The 18121-nt window shown below is 63.7% G+C and carries 14 protein-coding genes and 1 tRNA gene; 11 read left to right on the forward strand and 4 right to left on the reverse strand.

What is annotated here, in order from left to right; genetic code table 11:
- Nucleotides 1-6: 6 nt before the first annotated feature.
- The 6 genes from LDL32_RS09690 to LDL32_RS09715 all read left to right on the forward strand — a co-directional run bounded on the left by LDL32_RS09690 (nucleotide 7) and on the right by LDL32_RS09715 (nucleotide 7867).
- The gene (locus tag LDL32_RS09690; RefSeq protein ID WP_233066324.1) at nucleotides 7-1341 is read left to right on the forward strand and encodes a homoserine dehydrogenase; all 1335 of its coding nucleotides are present in this window, start codon (nucleotides 7-9) and stop codon (nucleotides 1339-1341) included.
- Nucleotides 1342-1416: 75 nt separating this feature from the next.
- On the forward strand, nucleotides 1417-3264 hold the full coding sequence (gene recJ, locus LDL32_RS09695; protein WP_233066327.1) for a single-stranded-DNA-specific exonuclease RecJ: 1848 nt from the start codon (nucleotides 1417-1419) through the stop codon (nucleotides 3262-3264).
- Nucleotides 3265-3333: 69 nt separating this feature from the next.
- Nucleotides 3334-3409 (forward strand) — tRNA-Glu (locus LDL32_RS09700).
- A 1076-nt stretch (nucleotides 3410-4485) separates the two neighbouring features.
- Nucleotides 4486-5850 (forward strand): cytosine permease, encoded by a 1365-nt coding sequence (locus tag LDL32_RS09705; protein WP_233066330.1) that lies wholly within the window; start codon nucleotides 4486-4488, stop codon nucleotides 5848-5850.
- 208 nt (nucleotides 5851-6058) lie between these two features.
- On the forward strand, nucleotides 6059-6535 hold the full coding sequence (locus LDL32_RS09710) for a flavin reductase family protein (RefSeq protein WP_233066333.1): 477 nt from the start codon (nucleotides 6059-6061) through the stop codon (nucleotides 6533-6535).
- A gap of 24 nt (nucleotides 6536-6559) precedes the next feature.
- The gene (locus LDL32_RS09715) at nucleotides 6560-7867 is read left to right on the forward strand and encodes an NtaA/DmoA family FMN-dependent monooxygenase (protein WP_233066335.1); all 1308 of its coding nucleotides are present in this window, start codon (nucleotides 6560-6562) and stop codon (nucleotides 7865-7867) included.
- 221 nt (nucleotides 7868-8088) lie between these two features.
- Here the strand turns inward: LDL32_RS09715 and LDL32_RS09720 are convergent, their stop codons facing one another.
- Nucleotides 8089-8922: a 2OG-Fe(II) oxygenase gene (locus LDL32_RS09720; protein WP_233066337.1), complete on the reverse strand. Its 834-nt coding sequence runs from the start codon at nucleotides 8920-8922 to the stop codon at nucleotides 8089-8091.
- Nucleotides 8923-9204: 282 nt separating this feature from the next.
- Between LDL32_RS09720 and LDL32_RS09725 the strand changes: the two genes are divergently transcribed.
- The 3 genes from LDL32_RS09725 to LDL32_RS09735 all read left to right on the forward strand — a co-directional run bounded on the left by LDL32_RS09725 (nucleotide 9205) and on the right by LDL32_RS09735 (nucleotide 11371).
- Nucleotides 9205-9534 carry a hypothetical protein gene (locus tag LDL32_RS09725; protein ID WP_233066339.1) on the forward strand — a complete coding sequence of 110 codons (330 nt, stop codon included), beginning with the start codon at nucleotides 9205-9207 and terminating at the stop codon, nucleotides 9532-9534.
- A gap of 96 nt (nucleotides 9535-9630) precedes the next feature.
- Nucleotides 9631-11091, forward strand: coding sequence for an amidohydrolase family protein (locus tag LDL32_RS09730; RefSeq protein WP_233066342.1), 1461 nt, complete (start codon nucleotides 9631-9633; stop codon nucleotides 11089-11091).
- A gap of 13 nt (nucleotides 11092-11104) precedes the next feature.
- Entirely contained in the window at nucleotides 11105-11371 is a 267-nt protein-coding gene (locus tag LDL32_RS09735; protein ID WP_233066344.1) for a hypothetical protein, read from the forward strand.
- A gap of 227 nt (nucleotides 11372-11598) precedes the next feature.
- Here the strand turns inward: LDL32_RS09735 and LDL32_RS09740 are convergent, their stop codons facing one another.
- Nucleotides 11599-12531, reverse strand: a complete 933-nt coding sequence (locus LDL32_RS09740; RefSeq protein ID WP_233066345.1) for a 3'-5' exonuclease — start codon at nucleotides 12529-12531, stop codon at nucleotides 11599-11601.
- Nucleotides 12532-12748: 217 nt separating this feature from the next.
- Between LDL32_RS09740 and LDL32_RS09745 the strand changes: the two genes are divergently transcribed.
- The gene (locus LDL32_RS09745; protein ID WP_233068808.1) at nucleotides 12749-13672 is read left to right on the forward strand and encodes an ion channel; all 924 of its coding nucleotides are present in this window, start codon (nucleotides 12749-12751) and stop codon (nucleotides 13670-13672) included.
- Nucleotides 13626-14801, forward strand: coding sequence for a retropepsin-like aspartic protease (locus LDL32_RS09750; RefSeq protein ID WP_233066348.1), 1176 nt, complete (start codon nucleotides 13626-13628; stop codon nucleotides 14799-14801). The genes LDL32_RS09745 and LDL32_RS09750 overlap by 47 nt, the downstream gene beginning before the upstream one ends.
- 19 nt (nucleotides 14802-14820) lie before the next feature.
- On the opposite strand, the gene LDL32_RS09755 is transcribed toward LDL32_RS09750, so the two are convergent.
- Nucleotides 14821-16659, reverse strand: a complete 1839-nt coding sequence (locus tag LDL32_RS09755) for an ABC transporter ATP-binding protein (protein WP_370636677.1) — start codon at nucleotides 16657-16659, stop codon at nucleotides 14821-14823.
- A 91-nt stretch (nucleotides 16660-16750) separates the two neighbouring features.
- Entirely contained in the window at nucleotides 16751-18085 is a 1335-nt protein-coding gene (locus LDL32_RS09760) for a DUF763 domain-containing protein (protein WP_233066352.1), read from the reverse strand.
- Nucleotides 18086-18121: the final 36 nt, after the last annotated feature.

Consider the following 18121-nt stretch of genomic DNA (forward strand, 5'->3'; position numbering starts at 1 on the left):
AAAGAAATGACATCCATCCCCTCCACGTGTGAATCCAGGCCCCTGCGTATCGGCATTGCGGGGCTTGGCACGGTTGGCGCCGGCGTTGTCAGGCTGCTGCGTGAAAACGCAGCCCTGATCCGCGCCCGCGCGGGCCGCGAACTGGTCGTGACCGCCGTCAGCGCGCGCGACCGCACGCGCGACCGTGGAATCGACCTGTCCGGCGTGGCGTGGTGCGACACGCCGGAGGAACTGGCCACCCACCCCGATGTGGACGTGGTGGCCGAACTGATCGGGGGCGCGGAAGGCCCGGCGCGGCTGACCGTCAGCCAGGCGCTGGAAAACCGCAGGCCGGTCGTGACCGCCAACAAGGCGCTGATCGCCATCCACGGCGCGGAACTGGCCTGCACGGCGCAGCAGGCAGGCGTGCCACTGATGTTCGAGGCCGCCGTGGCCGGTGGCATTCCCGCCATCAAGACCGTGCGTGAAGGGCTGGCCGCTGACCGTATCCTCAAGATCGGCGGCATCCTGAACGGGACGTGCAACTACATTCTCAGCGTCATGCACGAGACCGGGCGTGACTTTGCCGAAATCCTGTCCGACGCCCAGAAGCTGGGCTATGCCGAGGCCGATCCCTCGACCGACGTGGATGGAATCGATACTGCCCACAAGCTTGCCATCCTGGCGGGTCTTGCCTTCGGGCGGCCGGTGGTGTTCGCCTCCCTCTATATCGAGGGCATCCGGCGCATCGGCGCGCTCGACCTGCAGTTCGCGCGCAAGATGGGCTACTGCATCAAGCTGCTGGGTCTCGCCCGCCAGCATGAAAACGGGATCGAGGCACGCGTGCATCCCTGCCTTGTGCCGCAGGATGCCCCCATCGCGCAGGTCAATGGCGTATTCAACGCCGTGGTGGCGGAAGGGGCCTTCGTGGGGCGCCTGATGCTGGAAGGCCGGGGCGCTGGCGAAGGCCCCACCGCCACCGCCGTCTGTGCCGATCTGATCGATATTGCCCGTGGCGCCGCCATTCCGGTATGGGGCTGCGATGCCGACAGCCTGACACAGGCGGTAGCCCTGCCCGCCCGGGAATTCATGGGCGAGTACTACCTGCGGCTGAATGTATGCGACCGCCCGGGCGTGATTGCCGATATCACGGCGGTACTGCGTGATAACGGCGTGTCGCTGCGCAGCATGCTCCAGCATGCCGACGCGCATGATATCCGCCCCGATGGCACGCATGCCGTGCCACTGGTGCTGCTGACGCATGAGACCAACGAAGCGGCCATGCAGCACGCCCTGCACCATATTGCCGAACTGGAAGCCGTGCTGGATGAACCGGCCCTGATCCGCATCGATGCAGGCTGAATGATGGTGGCGGGTGGTTTTTCGGGCCATCCGTCCCATCTTGTCGGGTGACCATACAAACCAAGGATTCATTCCATGTCCGCTGCCGACCTGCTGTCCTCCCCTTCCGCCATGCTGTCCGGGGAGGAGGGACAGGTTCCCGTCGTGCTGGGCGTGACACGCAGTGTCACGGGCCGCCAGTGGCACTGGCGCGCGGGCGCGCAGGCCAGCCATACCGACCGCATGGGCATGGCCATTGCCCAGCAGGCCGGCCTGCCCGAAATCGTGGGCCGCATGCTTGCCCTGCGTGGCGTCGCCCCCGAACAGGTCGGCACCTACCTTACCCCCACCCTCAATGACCTCATGCCCAATCCGTCCACCCTGGTGGACATGGACACCGCCGCCACCCGCCTTGCCGCCGCGATAGGCAGCGGCGAGACCGTGGGGCTGTTTGGCGATTACGACGTGGATGGCGCGTGTTCCACCGCCCTTCTGGCCACCTTCCTGCAGGATGCGGGCTGCACGGTACTGACCCACATTCCCGACCGCATGACGGAAGGCTACGGCCCCAACATTCCCGCCATTGAGGCCATGCAGGACGCAGGCGCCAGCCTGATCGTGTGCCTGGACTGCGGCACGGCGGCGGTCGAGGTGCTGGAGCATGCAAGCAGGCGCAGTGATGTGATTGTCCTTGACCACCACCAGGTACAGGGGCCGCTGCCAAAGATCGTGGCCACGGTCAATCCCAACCGGCCAGACTGCCCGTCCCGCCTGCATGGGCTGTGTGCCGCGGCCGTCACGTTCATGACCATTATCGCCACCCGCCGCACCCTGCGGGAAGCGGGATGGTTCGATACCCGCCCCCAGCCCCGGTTGCTGGACTGTCTCGATCTGGTGGCGCTGGCCACCGTATGCGACGTAATGCCGCTGCACGGACTGAACCGGGCTTTTGTGACCCAGGGGCTGAAGGTCATGACAGGACGCCAGCGCGTGGGGCTGGCGGCGCTGCTGGAAGTCGCGGGCGCGCGCGATCCGTTTTCCGCCTTTACCTGCGGGTTCGCGGTGGGGCCACGCATCAACGCGGGTGGCCGCATTGCGGATTCGGGGCTGGGGCTGCGCCTGCTGCTGTGCACCGACCCGGCCGAGGCCCGCGTGCTGGCCGAACGCCTCAATTCCGTCAACCACAACCGGCAGGGCGTCGAAGCCGGCATCCTGGACCGTGCGATGGAACTGGCCGCCGCCCAGCGCGCGCAGGGCCATGCCGTACTGGTGCTGAGCGGGCGTGACTGGCACCCCGGCGTGGTGGGAATCGTGGCCGGACGCATAAAGGAAAAATTCAACCGTCCCGTGCTGGTCGGCGCGGAACTGGAAGATGGCAGCGTAAAGGGCTCCGCCCGTTCGGTACCGGGGCAGGACCTTGGCGGGGCCATTATTGCCGCGCGGCAGGCAGGGCTGCTGTCCTCGGGCGGGGGGCATGCCATGGCGGCGGGATTCGGACTGCCCGCCGGGGGGATACCGGCCCTGCAGGCATTCCTTGACCATCACCTCGCGACCGCCGCCGATCTGCCAGATGCCGTGGACCTGACCATCGACGCGGTCGTGAATGTCGCTGCCGCCACCGTGGCACTGGCAGGCGACATGAACCGGCTGGCTCCGTTCGGGGCGGGTAATGATGAACCCCTGATCGCACTGCCACGTGTACGCGTGGCCCATGCCCAGCGCATCGGGCGGGAGGGCAATACCCTGCGCCTGACGCTGGAAGGCGAAGGCCGTGGCCCACGGCTGAAGGCCCTGGTTTTCCGTGCCAATGAAAGCCCGCTGGCCGCCGTACTGGAAGATCGCGATGCGCCCCCCCTGCATCTGGCGGGCTGGCTGCGTGCCGAAAGCTGGAATGGCCAGACATCGGCCACCTTCTTCATCCGTGACGTGGCGATCGCCCAATAATTTCAATATTTTTTATACATAGGGCTTGACCGCCCCCCCATGTCGGGATAGTTACCCCTCACGCCTTTAGTCCCGTTCGTCTAGAGGCCTAGGACACCGCCCTTTCACGGCGGCAACACGGGTTCGAATCCCGTACGGGACGCCAGCTACTTTACCGCAGTTTACTGCGGATCTTGGCTGATTACAGGCACTTTCCTGATTTCCAGTCTGTTGGACTTTGAGCCAATCCTGAACCAGACGGGTTTCCGTCACTCAGGGATGGCTCAGTGATGTCAGGGATTCTCATGAGCGAATCATAGAAGACGAATACCGGCCCCGCCACGAGCAGAGCGCCGCCCAAAGGTGTGTGGTATCGTGGCCCCGGCCAGCACCAGGCCTAAAAGATGGTAGACGGCAAACGTATCCGCAAAACATTCGCCCCAGCCTCTCTGTCTTGGCGTTGGCCCAGTGAAAAACGGGGCAGGATCGTTCCTGACCGGTTTCGTGATACACCTCCAGCCTTCCCCGATCTGTCAGTTGACCGGGACGTGACAGGGCTGCCTGCATGGCTTCCATGCGGCCTTTCCCGCAACCATACAGCCCCGTCCCCATCTTGATGTCCTGACGTGCAGGTGACAGGTGTGGAATACTGCCGGGTATTGCGTTCCCTTCATACGATGACATGATCTGGCCATGCGAAGTACGTCTGTTCCTTCTTTATACATTGTGCTGCGGGCTTTCCTGCATGACAACGGATGCAGTATTCAATGCCATGCGCATCAGGCAACCATCGGAAATATCCAACGCCTGTCATGAAACCGGCCATGACCACGCCTGAAAGCATTCTGCGCCTGAATACAACGCCAGAGCAATTCCACTGAACTCTGGCTCAGTGGAATTGCTCCAACTCATTGTTTATCGAGCATCTTCACCAGTTTGAATGTATCCATTCAAACTGGATCTGCCCTAATTTCCACTTTGCCATCATGGTGGGCTTCCTGATTGCAGGAAAGGCACCTGCCATCTGAAGTGATTTGTTCAGGATCAGAGCCAGGTGAAAACGATAGCAATGATATTGCAGTCCGTAAGGAAAGGCCGCGAAGATCATCCCGCCGATCTGGCGAGCTGATCAATGATGTCTGTGGATGACTTTTTTCGAAAATTTCCGGGGAAAGAGACATTGCACATCCGGAATATAGTGTTCACACTACAACACTCCGCCTTCCATCGGCAAAGGCATTCATGACTGACGAGACGCCACGCTTTTCTGTTGAAGCGAACAGCACTTCCTTCGTACCGCGTGGCCAGCGTCATGGCCATGTGCGGGACCTGTTCACGCTGTGGTTCACCACCAATATCGCACCGCTCCCCATCGTTACCGGGGCCACGCTCTACCGGAGCGTGCATCTGCCATTATGGGTGGTGATCGTGACAATCGTGGCGGGGCATTTCACGGGGGGGCTGGTTCTGGGGGCCTGCTCGGCGCAGGGGCCACAGACCGGCCTGCCGCAGATGGTCCAGGCCCGCGCGCAGTTCGGGCGTTATGGATCCCTGCTGATCGTTCTGGTTTCCGCCCTGCTCTATCTTGGCTTCTTTACATCCAATACGGCACTGGCCGGTGCCGCGCTCCATGGTCTGTATGGCGGGATTTCACCGGCGCTGGGGGCCATTCTTGCCGGGCTTGCCGCCGTCGGGATCGGTGCGATGGGATACAGCACCATTCATCTCATCAACCGGGTCGGCTTCTGGTTCATGGCGGCCGCCCTTGCCGCGGGGTTTGTTTTCGTGCTTGTGGCCAGCGGGCCGCAGGCCGCTACAGCACCGGTGCAGGCATCAGGTTTCATAAGCTGGATGCTGCTGTTTTCGACCACCTGCGTCTGGAACATCTCCTATTCCTGCTACACATCCGACTATTCCCGCTACCTGCCGCCAGATGTCGGCTTCAGGGGGCCATTCCTGGCCAGTGCGGCCGGGGCGGCCGGGGGCGCGTCGCTCAGCTTCATCTTCGGGGTACTGATTGCGGCAACGATGCCCGGCGTCATCGACCCGCTTTCAGCCATTGCGGGACTTGCACGACCACTCGGGCTGTTTCTGATGGTACTGTTCGTACTCAATATTGTCAGTCATAACGCACTGAACGTGTATGGCGCGGTTCTTACCCTTATTACCGCAATCCAGACCCTTTTCCTTTCCTGGCGACCGGGCAGGACGGCACGCCTGTGCTTTTCGGCCATTATCCTTCTGGGAAGCCTGATGGTCGTGACACTTTATCCGCAGAGCGTTGTGCCGGTATTTCTGAATATCGTGCTGTCGCTTCTGATTGTTCTCGTGCCGTGGGTGACGGTCAACCTGTGCATGTTCTATTTCCTCCGCACCAGCCGGGCGGACCCGGGCGCCGCCGTAGCGGATACTCCTTTTGATCTGCGGGTCTGTCTTGCCTATCTTGTTGGTGTTGTTGTGCAAATTCCTTTCACATCCAATGCGTATTACACAGGACCGCTGGTTGCGTTCATGCACGGAATCAATCTGGGCTGGCTGATTGCGGCCCCGGTCACGGCGGGGATGCTGTTCATGCTCAATGGGCGCTTACGCCCATCAAATTCATGATTTCCGGTCACTCCGCCATGTCTGATGACGGGTTGCGGAGGCTGGAACGCGGGCGACCGGCCCCAAACGTGACTGACAGACACAAAGATGGTCCGCAGCCGCATCCAGAACGCATTTTGTCGTATGTTTCGCCCATTTATCGTGTATACATTATTTGTGAATCGATATCGTAACGGTCGATATCATGGCAGCAAAGGAGAAGTATTCGGTGATCGATCAGACCGACTTTCGTGAATTGATGTCGCGTTTACCCAGTCCGGTCTGCGTGGTGACAACAGACGGACCGGCCGGACTGGCGGGTCTTACTGTCTCCGCAGCCTGTTCCGTGACGGATACGCCGCCGACCATGCTTGTCTGCGTAAACCGTTCCAGCCGGAGTTATGCCGCGCTGATGGAAAATCGTGAGATCTGCATCAATGTTCTCGGTTCACGCCAGCAGGAAATCGCCATGCGGTTTGCCTCGTCAAAAGGGGACATGAAAGAAAAATTCCAGAACCTTCCAACACACAGGCTGCGTGGCGGTGCGCCCGCGATCGAGGGATGCCTGGCATCCCTGGACTGCACCATTGTCAAGACGGCCGATATCGGCACGCATACCGTCCTGTTCTGTGAGGTGCATGCGTCATCTTCCGAGGAGGATGAAGGCCTGACCTATTTCCGCCGCGCGTTTCTCTCCCTTTCCTGATATCTGCCGTACGGAAGATCCATCATGTCCAGAAAAATGAACCTGTTTGCCTATCTCAAGACCGGGCCGACCGCGCTGCACCCGGCGGGCTGGCGCCACCCGGAGGCGACACTGGGGGACATTCTCAAACCCTCCCGTTACGAAAGCATCGCACGTACTCTGGAAGATGCCTGTTTTGACGGGTGTTTTTTCGCCGATCTGCAGGGTCTGTATGACATCCACGCCGGTGGCTACGATGCCTATGTCCGCTATGGTGGCCAGATCAGCTACCTCGACCCGATGACGGTCCTGCCCGTCATGGCCGCGGCAACACGCAACATCGGCCTTGGGGCCACGCTTTCCACCACGCTGCTGCCACCCTATCACCTGGCCCGTTCGCTCCAGTCGCTGGATGTGATGAGTGGCGGGCGCGTGGCATGGAACATCGTGACATCAGCCACCGAGCTTGAGGCCCGCAATTACGGCCTGGACAGCCTGCCGGACAAGGAACTGCGCTATGACCAGGCCGACGAGGTTGTCGAAGCCTGCATGAAGCTGTGGAAAAGCTGGGATGAGGATGCGTGGATCCTTGACAAGGAACACGGCATCTTCGGTGATCCGGACAAGGTTCATTACGCCAATTACGAAGGCCGTTTCCTGCGCACGCGTGGGCCGATCACCATTCCGCGCAGCGCACAGGGGCATCCGGTTCTCATGCAGGCGGGCTCCTCCCCGCGCGGGACCGAATTTGCCGCACGCTGGGCCGAACTGGTCTTTACATTCCATGCACCGATGGAAAAGGCCATTGCCAGCTACAATACGCTGAAGGAAAAAGTCGTTGCGGCAGGACGACGCCCCACGGACTGCGCGGTTGCCATGCTGGCCACCTGCATTATCGGCGAGACGGATTCCATCGCGCGTGAAAAGGCCGATTACATCAACGGGCTTGTTGTCGGGGAACTGAACGCGGCGCACCTGTCCGCATCGGCTGGCGTGGATGTCACGAAACTTTCGGGCAAGGCAGGATCGGAAGCAGGCTCCCAGGGCATGCATGCGATTATCGAGGAAGTGTCCGAATTGCAGAAAACCGCCAAGACGCAGTTCATGGAAGCGGCAAAAAAGTCGCTTCCTGCACAGATCGTGGGCTCCCCCACAACCGTTGCGGACCGGCTGGAGGAACTGTTCACCGCCGGGTGCTGTGACGGGTTCGTAATTGATCCCGTAACGTCACCCTCCAGCCATGAGGCATTTGCCCGCGCTGTGGTGCCCGAACTGCAGCGCCGTGGCCTGTTCCGTACGGAATACCAGGCAACGACCCTGCGCGGTAATATCGGAACCCGTCCGGGCCGATGACCCGGTTCCCGCGGAAGGTGTGCCACGGCCTTCCGCGTTTTCATTCCCGGCCGGCGGGTACACCACATGGTGCGGCCGCCGCTATTCTGCCGGAGCTGCACGGCCCCTGCGGGCAGGCCGGAATCATGTCATGACCTGCCCCGCATTGCGGCATGCAACCATCCTGTCATGGGGCATGCCGGAATCCCGCCTTACCCACCACGGGCCATGGCGGGCACGGATTATGCCTGCTGCCCGCCCCCTTGCGCCTTACGCCGCGCACGCCGCCGTGCGCGGGCGGCATCCATGATCAGGGGTGGCGCCAGCCGACGCAGGACCGCTTCCAGCCGTTGCGCAACGGACTGCCTGCTGTTGGGCAGGTACAGGGTCGTTTTGCTGCGGTCACGCGTCTCGGGCCGGGGGGCGGTATAGAAATAGGCGATCAGCGCCCGGCGCACACGTCCGGGCTGCACAGGCTGCGGATGACCATGCCATGCCCGGGCCGACTGTTCCATCAGCACCGTACGGGCAAAGAGCGGCCGGATTTCCACGGCCCGCCGCCGGGGTGCGTCATGCCACAGTTCCAGGCCGCCACCATCCGCATGGTCCCAGCCGGCATTGAGATAGGTAAGCAGGGCCAGCCGGTTTTCCAGATTGGTGACAGGATGGTGGCTGAAATCGAGATGCACCTGAAACTGTCCCTGCCCCCCGACTTCATGCATGCCACCGCCATACAGATAGGGATCAGGCACCAGCCCGGTTATGCCGGTCAGCCGTGTCACCAGCCGCAGGAAGGGGGCACCATGCACGATATCGAAAAACCGCTGCACGGCAGGCGGCAGGGCGGTGGCCATGCTGGTGGACTGCTTGGCCTGCATCCGGTCCCGGAAAACATTCACGTCATTCAGGGCTGACAGATCAAATTCCCGCAGCGCGTTTTCCAGCAGTTCGGCCGTGAACAGGTTATCCATGACCAGGTGCGGGAAGGGCCGGGCGGTCGCGTAACGACGCGCCAGCTGGTCGGGCAATGCTGAACCCGGTCGTACCAGTTCGCGCAGCAGGGATATGTCAGCCATGCAGGGTATCCTGTAAAACCGCGGTCGTGGATGAAAATCATGTCTTTTTTGAAACTACTGAATTTAAATATTCTTTAAAATTTTTCCGTGGACAGAACATCTCTCGTGAATTTCAACCACTCCAAAATATAGACCCTGCATTACATTTGATACGATGCCGCCCGTCCATGCCATGGCCATGCCTGCCGCCCCTGTCCGCATGGCAGGCGAGCGGGCGGCCACCATCCCCTTTCCACCCCGGATCATGGCATACTGCGCGACCACCCGAGGAGGAACGGACTCATGGAACCATGGACTTCATTCACGCTGTTCGGAAAATCCGGCACGATCTACCAGTTCCGCCGTGTGCCCACGCCACGGCCCGCGCAGGCGGCGGTATTCCTGCTGACGACCGTCATGGGCTCAACGGCCAATGGCGGGTCGTGGCAGTTCGTGGATCCTGAGATCGGCACCGTCACATCACTGGCAAAGGACTGGGACAGCGTGATCACCCCCGCACGCGAATCCAAGGAAGAAAGCGATGACGTGCTGGTCTGTTTTCCCGAAAGCGGCGACGTGGCGGATGCCTTTGCCGACCTGCTGGAGGGTGGCGCGAAACGCCTGCCGGGCTGACACCCTTCCCGCGCCACCGGCACAGACGTGACTGGACGCGGGTAGCGCGCACGGTCAACACTGGCTGCCGGTCCCAGCCGGATGGAGTTTCCCACCATGCCCCCCTGCCGCCCTGCCCTGATCGCCCTTGTGACCGGCCTGCTGGCCAGTCCCGTGGCAGCCCATGCCCGCACGCCCCATACCGGCACCGCCACGCCGGTCATGCTGCGCCATGCCAGCGTGATTGACGGCACGGGCGGAGCTGTCCGGCCTGATACCGACATCATCATTCAGGGTGACCATATCACCGCCACCGGCCATGCGCTGCACGTGCCTGCCCATGCGCGCGTGATCGAACTGGGCGGGCAGACGATCATGCCGGGCCTTGTCTCGGACCACAGCCATGTGGGGCAGGTCAGCGGCACCAGCAATGGCGAAGTCAACTACACCCGCGCCAATATCCTGGCGGCGCTGGCGCAGTACGAACATTATGGCGTGCTGACCATTACGGCGCTCGGCCTCAACCGTTCGCCGCTGTTCGATGACCTCCGGCGCGAGCAGCATGCCGGGCTCAACCCCGGCGCCGACCTGTATGGCGTGGATCAGGGCATCGGCGCGCCTGATGGCGTGCCGCCGGAGAACATGTTCCATCTCGGCGCGGATCAGGTCTTCCGCCCCACCACCCCTGACGAGGCGCGGGCGGCGGTCAACAGGATGGCCGATGAGGGCACCGACCTGATCAAGCTGTGGGTGGATGACTTCCGCAATGGCGTGCCGGGTGCGCATCCGCTGCCCAAGATGCGGCCCGAAATCTACCGTGCCGCCATTGCGCAGGCGCATCTGCGCGGCAAGCGGGTCGCTGCCCATATTCACGATCTGGCCGATGCACGTGCCCTTGTGGCGGGGGGGGTGGATATCCTGGCCCATGGCGTGCGTGACCGACCGGTTGATGCCGCGCTGATCAGCGCCATGACCCAGCAGCGCACGGGCTACATCGCGACACTGGACCTGGATGAAGCCAATTACATCTTTGCCGAACACCCCGAATGGCTGGAGGATCCGTTCTTCTCCTACGGGCTGTCGCCTGCGCTGCGCCAGCAGTTTGCCGATCCGGCGTGGCGGCGGAAAATACTGGCCGCCCCGCTCACCGCGGCATCACGCAAGGCGCTGGCACTGAACATGCGTAACCTGATCACGCTGTACCATGCAGGCATCGCCATTGGCTTTGGCACGGATTCGGGGGCGACACCCACCCGGATTCCCGGCTTTGCCGAACATCGGGAACTGCGCCTGTCCATCATGGCGGGGCTGACACCGCTGCAGGCCATAACACTGGCAACGGGTGATGCGGCCCGTCTCATGCAACTGTCCGACCGGGGCACGATCGCACCGGGGCAACTGGCGGATCTGGTGGTGGTGCAGGGGGACCCGGTGGCCGATCCGCACGCATTCGACCGGCTGCTGCAGGTCTGGCATCGTGGCAGGCAGGTGACCGGCCCGCTGCCCGGCCAGACCCAGCCCCAGACCCAGTTCCAGACCGGGCAGGGCACGACCGGGCAGCCGCCCGCCAGCCCATGACAGGACCCCACCCATGACAGACACAACAACCCTGCCCGTCCGGCGCGCGCGTCGGCAGATTGCGCCGCTGCTTATGGTGCTGGCAGTACCCCTGGCCGCCTGCACCGGCCCGACGGGGCCGCAACTGTCAGGCCCCGATGGCCCGATGATCGCCAATAATGACTGGAACGAGCACAGTTACGGCATGGGCTATTATTCGGGTCCGTATGATGATGGATTCGAAGCCGAAGGCTTGGATGGCGGGCCACCATCCTATCTGGGTGATGAATTCATGCGCTAGATCCGGGGCACCCGCTTCGGGCGTGAAGGCAGACCTTTTTCGCCAGCTTTCATCTTGAATCATATGCCCTGTTCCTCCGGTCCTGCGCAACGTGATCCATTGCCAAGACGGCGGAGTGCTTCAGTCAGGGGCTGATACATCGTCCCTGCTGCATCCGTGGGCATGCCTGTCGCGCCGCTTTCTTCCCGCATTCGGGACGCAGGAAGAATTCCAGTTACCGACAGGGCCTAGCAACGGGTGGAAAAACGGTCCCACGGGGTGATCCGGGTCACGGGCAGTTCCACCGGACGGCCGTAGACCTCGGCCGCCAGGAAGGCCAGTTCCGCCTCCACCGCGCTTTCGGCCAGCGAGAGGGACCATGCGCGCGGGTTGCCATCCGTACCGTCATTCCAGCGGTAGCCACGCTGGCGCAGCATGTCCTTGTATTCATAGGGCGCATTCTCGGCCCAGATCCGGCAGCGGATCTTGCGTGCATTTTCCAGAAGCACCCCCAGCGCCGGACGCCCGGAAACCGGCAGCACCCGATCCAGGATGGCAATGCCCGCGTGGCAGTCATCCACCGCGCGATGCCCGTCAAACCAGAAGCCCGCCTGCATGCCCAGATAGGACAGCTTGCGCCCTTCGTATCCCTCCGCCGCCCAGTCCACATCCTTCATGGAACAGGCCCACGGTTTGGTGGTGAAGACGGGGCTGAAGCTTTCAGCAAACTTCCGGTCAAAATCTGCATTATGTGCGATAATAAGGGACGCGGGCGCGACGAACTGTGCCACTTCCTCCGCCGTGACACGCTGCCCCGCCACCATGGCGGGCGTGATGCCGGTCAGGGCGGTGATCTGCAGCGGGATGGGGCATGATGGTTCACGCAGACGGCTGAAGGGCTCCAGACTGCCCAGAATCTCGCCCTGCAATGTGTAGACGAACGGCACGATGCCGAATTCGATGATCTCGTCCTTTGCCGCACTCAGTCCCGTTGTCTCGAGATCAAGGAACATGCCAAGCCGCGTGGCGCTGCCACCCGGCGCGTCACTGGCGGGGGGATACTGGGCCAGCATGCGTGGCTCCAGCGGGCGCAGGACCCGGTAGCGCCCGCTGCCTTCGAGATCGCGGGCCATCTGTTCCAGTTGCATGGGGGTGTGGTCTGTCACGGGGGGTTCATCCATGGGCTCATCTCCTGCCGGGGCCTGCACCGGTATGAGAACAGTGCGTGACCCTGCCCTGTCCAGACAGAACTGGCGTTGCCCGCTGACATGCGATGTAATATTACAAACCTTGTCAGCCCGTCCGGTGCTGACCCGACACGCCACGCGCAGGCAGGATGACGTCATGGCAGATAGCGCCGGACTACCCCCCACCACCCGGCCACCCGGCAGGGGCGGCATGGAGTCGCCGCAGTCCCGCTCCCACCGGCTGGAGGACAGTGGCCATGACCGGGTCGTGCGCGTGGGCCAGGTGGACCGTATCTGGTCGGATTTCTACCATCATGCGCTGACCGCGCCATGGAGCACGTTCTTCTGGGGTTCCCTGCTGGTCTATGTCGTGGTGAACCTGATCTTCGCCCTGCTCTACATGTGCGATGGCGGCGGGGTCAGGGGTGCGCAGCCCGGCAGCTTTGCCGATTTTTTCTTTTTCAGCGTGCAGACACTGTCCACCGTCGGCTATGGCGGCATGGTCCCGGTCAGCCGCACCGCCAACCTGATCGCAACGGTGGAGGTACTGGGCGGCATGATGATCAATGCCCTGGCCACCGGGCTGATCTTTGCCCGCTTCTCCCGCCCGCGCGCGCGGGTCATGTTCAGCAACAAGGCCCTTGTCCTGGCCGAAAACGGGCAGATGCACCTTGATATCCGCATTGCCAACTGCAGGCGCAGCCCGATCCTGTCGGTTGATGTGGAATTCGCGCTGGCCCGCCTGATCCACATGCCATCGGGCCGGGTGGTACGGCAGTTCGATCCGTTGCCGCTCCAGCAGTCCCACGTGCCCGTGCTGCGCTTTGCCTGCACGCCCACGCATGTCATCAACACACAGAGTCCCCTCCATGGCCTGACGGAAGCCGACCTGTCGGCGCAGGAGGCTGAAATCATCGTCAGCCTGACCGGCACGGATGAAGCATCCGGCCAGACCGTCTTCGCACGTTCGGCTTACGGATTTGACCGGATGCTGTATAATCACCGTTTTGTTGACATCATAAACGCCGGGCCGGATGGGCGGATCACCGTTGACTATACCCGCTTTGACCATACCGAATCCCCCCAGGATGCAAACGCCGTCCGGGCGGAATACCTGTCCGACCAGCCGGACTGAGCGGGGCGGGACTTACCGCCTGCGCGCGGGCATGCTGGCGCTGCTGGCATGGGCCTGCGCCAGCCCCCTGGCCCATGCGGCCCCGCGGGCACGGGCCACGGTCGCCCCGCCGGTCCAGCCTCCCGCCATGCTGTACGGCCTGCCCGCCGCCTGCCTGAGCCATGTGATCACGGCGCCGCTGCTGACCAACAGCGGCAGCCCGCTGGTGCCCGCCACGTTCAACGACACTACGGGCCTCGCCTATCTGAGCGTCACGCAGGACCGGGTGGGGGTCTATGCCGCGACGGAACTGGATTTTCCCATTGAATCCATCATCAACATCCAGACCATCGCAGGCACGGACACCACGTACACCACCGTGCTGCACAGCCTGAAGCTGAGCAATGGCGCGGCGCAGGACGTACCCGCCCTGCTGATCGGCATTGGCCTGCCCCATATCGATACCCAGCCCGTGCTGGGCGTGATCGGTTACGACTTGCTGAGCAATTATGACGTGCTGCTGGATTTCCAGGCCCGGCGCATGGTCCTGTTCGTGCCAAGCGATGCCGCCGGCTGCCCGCCACAGGCCGAATGGCTGGGGCCGGACAGCATGGGCGTGCCGCTCCTGCCCGATGCGACGGGGCGCATGACCGGCGTTGCCCTGCGGGTGGGCGAACAGGCGGTACGGATGGAAATCGAGCCGGGGGCGGACATGTCCTCACTGTCGCGGCGGGATGCGAAAACGCTGGGCCTGACCAATGCCATCCTGCATGACGACATGCATGTGCGCACCAATGCGGGGAAGATCCTCAATGGCCGACGCCATCATTTCGACCATGTGGCGCTGGGGGCATGGCAGGACCTGTCGCTGGACGTGAATGTGGAAAAGACCAGCTACAGCATCCTGGGCATGAACTTCCTGCGTCGCAGGCGCGTGCTGCTGGCTTTCCCGCAGGATATGCTGTTCCTGACCCCGCAGCAGGACACGGCCAATGACCGGGGCCAGGCCACGCGCGGCATACTCAGTACCCGCACCGCCATCGCCCGCATGGTCGACACCCCACCGCCGCCACCCGGCACGGCGGCCAGTCATTCCCTGATCACACCGGCCCCATCCGCACCGCAGACAAACGCGCAGCCCCGACCCTGACGGGACCCGGGCAGTCCGGTCAGGCCAGCCCCACGGCCAGAAGCCGGTCGCGATAGGGGCCGGGCACGCGCTCCAGTTCCGCCATGCTACCCTGCTGGGCAATATGGCCGTGCTCCATCACCACGATCCGGTCAAAGCCACGCAGGGTGGAAAGCCGGTGCGCCACCGCGATCACGGTGCGCCCCACCATCAGCCGCTCCAGGGCAGCATGCACATGGCGCTCGCTCTCCCCGTCCAGCGCGCTGGTCGCCTCATCCAGGATCAGGATCGGGGCATTGCGCAGGAAGGCCCGCGCAATGGCCAGGCGCTGGCGCTGGCCGCCGGACAGCATGACCCCACGCTCTCCCACCACGGTGTCGAATCCGCGCGGCATGGCGGCGATGAAGCCCATGCAGCCCGCAGCCTCGGCCGCCGCCCGTACCGCCGCATCCGTTGCATCGGGGCAACCATAGCGGATGTTTTCCAGCACCGAGCGGCGCAGCAGGTACACATCCTGCGGCACCACCGCCATGCTGGCGCGCAGGCTGGCCTCATCCAGTTCAAGGATGTTGATGCCGTCAATCTCCACCGCGCCTTCCTGCACGAAGCGCTGGCGCTGCAGCAGGGCCAGCACCGTGCTCTTGCCCGAACCCGAAACACCCACCAGCCCGATCCGGCTGCCCGCCGGAACATCCAGGTCAAAATGCGACAGAACCGGCCTGCCGCCGGGATAGGCGAACGTCACGTCGCGCAGCCTGACATGCCCCCGGCAACGGTTGGGGTGCAGGCGCACCGTCTCGGCCACGCCGCTGCGTTCATGCGCCACCAGCAGGTGGCCCAGCGTCTCATCCAGCCGGGTGACGTGCTTCATCGCCTCCACCATGGAAAAGGCGAGGTCGCGCGTGCAGTTCAGGATCAGGAAGCCCAGCGTGGTCACCATCACCACGTCACCTGTGCTGGCCCTGTGCCACCGCCACAGCAGCACCGCCCACAGCAGCAGTCCCGTGGTCATGATGGCCGTGACGACGGAATGGATCATGCGCAGCTTTTCCATATACCGCAGCGAACGGGTATGCAGCGCGGTCTCGCCGCCAATGCGCGCGCGCATGCGCCCATGCTCGGCGCCGATCATGCCATAGGCACGCACCAGCGGCAGGTTCTGCATGACATCCAGCATCTCGCCATCCACCTCCGCCGCTTCCGCGGCGTAGGCCAGGTGCAGCCCCTGCCCCTTTCCTGCCAGCCGGTATATGCCAAGCCCCAGCAGCATGGTCATGCCCACCAGCACCACGACCATGAGCGGGCTGACCGTGCCCAGCGTCGCGATGGCCAGCAGCATGTTCAGCGCGGAAGGCAGCAGGTTCCACGCCGCCATGTTCTCCAGCGCCACCACCGCGCTGGCGGCGGCCGAAACCCGGGCCGCCAGCGCGCCGGAAAGCCGGTCGGCAAAATAGGTGGCGGCATGCCCCGTAAGGTAGCGGAACAGGTCCTGGCGCACATCGCTGCCCACGCGCACGAACACGCCCGATGCCATCCATCCCGCCACACGCCACGCCGCGTTGTCACACACGATGGTCAGGCAGAACAGGATGATGGACACCCACACCGCCCCCATGCCCTGGCTGCCCTCCGTCATGCCGTTGACAAGGTGGCGGATGATGGCGGACATGCCCACGTTGCACGCCACCGCCACCGTGATCGCACCGGTGATGATGGCATGCCACCGGGCATGCAGCCGCACGTAATGCCCGATGAAGGCAAGCGGGCGATGCCGGTAGCGCTGCAGGGCGGCGGCATTGACGTCCATGCCGTCCGTCTGCTGCGGGTGATCCGCCGGTTGTGCCGCCGGGGTGGCGGGGCCGTTAACGGGTGTTGTCATGAATGGGTGATACCCCTGTACATGCATGGCGGGATGGTCCGCAGTTCTGCCGCATTTCGCCCCGTATCATGCCTGCATGACACACGCACCCCTATCCCGCCTGGCGGGACGTCTTACCTTCGTGTCCCTGCTGGTCCTGTGGCTGGCCGTCATGGCGCATGACCCGATCCCCCTGCCCTTCTGAAACCCGCCGCGGCGGCGGGGGTTCATGGCCGGATACCGACCGGCCGCCATATTCATGCGAGCGGCCGTATTCCTCCGCCATGATGGCGGAAAAGGAAGGGCCGGTGGCATCACGCTCCAGCCGCCTTGCCGCGCCATCCAGCCTGCGGATGGCGTCAAGCCGTTCCTCCCGCCCCAGCTTCGCGGCCGTTACCGCCGCCTTCATGACCGACAGCGTGCGGTCATATACCGCCACCGGCACGGGATAGGGATGCCGGTCCTTGCCCCCATGGGCGAGTGAGAAGCGCGCCGGGTCGGAAAAGCGGCAGGGCGCGCCATGCACCACCTCCGCCACCAGTGCCAGCGCACGCACGGTCCGTGCCCCCACGCCGGGCACCCGCAGCAGCCCCGCGAAGTCACGCGGCCCCGCCTCGCTCGCCGCCGCCAGCGCACCATGCAGGCGGCGCATGTTCACATCCGCCGGACGCACGTCATGGTGAGCGGGCAGGGACAGGTGCGGCAGTTCCCCCTGCGCCGGGGGTGGTGGCAGCCTGTCCTCGATGCGCATGACTTCATGAACCAGCCGGTCCGGCCCCATGGCGTGCAGCAGGTCCATCTGCCCGCTGCGCGAAGCGGCAGCGCGCCGGTCGGTCAGGTTCATGATCGCGCTGCCCGCCGCGCGGCCATCAATGGCCGCATGCGGGGCTTCCACAAAACTCTCCAGCCCCTCGGACAGCCAGTGATAGCGCCGCGCCATGCGCTGGCCGGTATGCATGCCCTGCTGGATGACCGTCCATTTACCATCCGCCGCCACCACGAAGCCATGCAGGTACAGGTCGAATCCATCCTGCACGGCGGCACTGTCCACTTTCGCCACCATCCGGCTGCTGGCCACCAGCGGCACGGCATCAAGTCCGGTCACGTCCCCTACCGCCAGCAGTTCATCGGGCGTACGGCGGGAATGGCGGCCACGCCCACCGCAGACATACAGACCCAGTTCACCCGATAACGGCGCCAGACCGCGCTTGAGCGCCCCGATCACGCTGGTGGTCATGCCCGATGAATGCCAGTCCATGCCCATGACCGCGCCAAAGGACTGGAACCAGAAGGGATGGGCCAGCCGGCGCAGGAATTCGTCCCGCCCGTAATGATGGATGACCGCCTGCGCGATCACGGCCCCCAGGCGGGACATGCGCTGGCCCAGCCAGGCGGGCACGCGCCCGGTATGAAGCGGCAGGTCGGCAGAGCCGGCACGTCGGGTCATGGCGTTCCTTTCCGGGGGGCTTTCCGGCCGTTTCCC

The organism is Komagataeibacter sp. FNDCF1 (assembly GCF_021295335.1).
Lineage (GTDB): Bacteria > Pseudomonadota > Alphaproteobacteria > Acetobacterales > Acetobacteraceae > Komagataeibacter.

Bases quoted from the DNA above. Each gene is read 5' to 3' on its own strand.
- LDL32_RS09690 (WP_233066324.1), top strand. From the start codon at position 7: ATGACATCCATCCCCTCCACGTGTGAATCCAGGCCCCTGCGTATCGGC.
- recJ (WP_233066327.1), top strand. From the start codon at position 1,417: ATGTCCGCTGCCGACCTGCTGTCCTCCCCTTCCGCCATGCTGTCCGGG.
- LDL32_RS09705 (WP_233066330.1), top strand. From the start codon at position 4,486: ATGACTGACGAGACGCCACGCTTTTCTGTTGAAGCGAACAGCACTTCC.
- LDL32_RS09715 (WP_233066335.1), top strand. From the start codon at position 6,560: ATGTCCAGAAAAATGAACCTGTTTGCCTATCTCAAGACCGGGCCGACC.
- LDL32_RS09720 (WP_233066337.1), bottom strand. From the start codon at position 8,922: ATGGCTGACATATCCCTGCTGCGCGAACTGGTACGACCGGGTTCAGCA.
- LDL32_RS09725 (WP_233066339.1), top strand. From the start codon at position 9,205: ATGGAACCATGGACTTCATTCACGCTGTTCGGAAAATCCGGCACGATC.
- LDL32_RS09730 (WP_233066342.1), top strand. From the start codon at position 9,631: ATGCCCCCCTGCCGCCCTGCCCTGATCGCCCTTGTGACCGGCCTGCTG.
- LDL32_RS09735 (WP_233066344.1), top strand. From the start codon at position 11,105: ATGACAGACACAACAACCCTGCCCGTCCGGCGCGCGCGTCGGCAGATT.
- LDL32_RS09740 (WP_233066345.1), bottom strand. From the start codon at position 12,531: ATGGATGAACCCCCCGTGACAGACCACACCCCCATGCAACTGGAACAG.
- LDL32_RS09745 (WP_233068808.1), top strand. From the start codon at position 12,749: ATGGAGTCGCCGCAGTCCCGCTCCCACCGGCTGGAGGACAGTGGCCAT.
- LDL32_RS09750 (WP_233066348.1), top strand. From the start codon at position 13,626: ATGCAAACGCCGTCCGGGCGGAATACCTGTCCGACCAGCCGGACTGAG.
- LDL32_RS09755 (WP_370636677.1), bottom strand. From the start codon at position 16,659: ATGACAACACCCGTTAACGGCCCCGCCACCCCGGCGGCACAACCGGCG.
- LDL32_RS09760 (WP_233066352.1), bottom strand. From the start codon at position 18,085: ATGACCCGACGTGCCGGCTCTGCCGACCTGCCGCTTCATACCGGGCGC.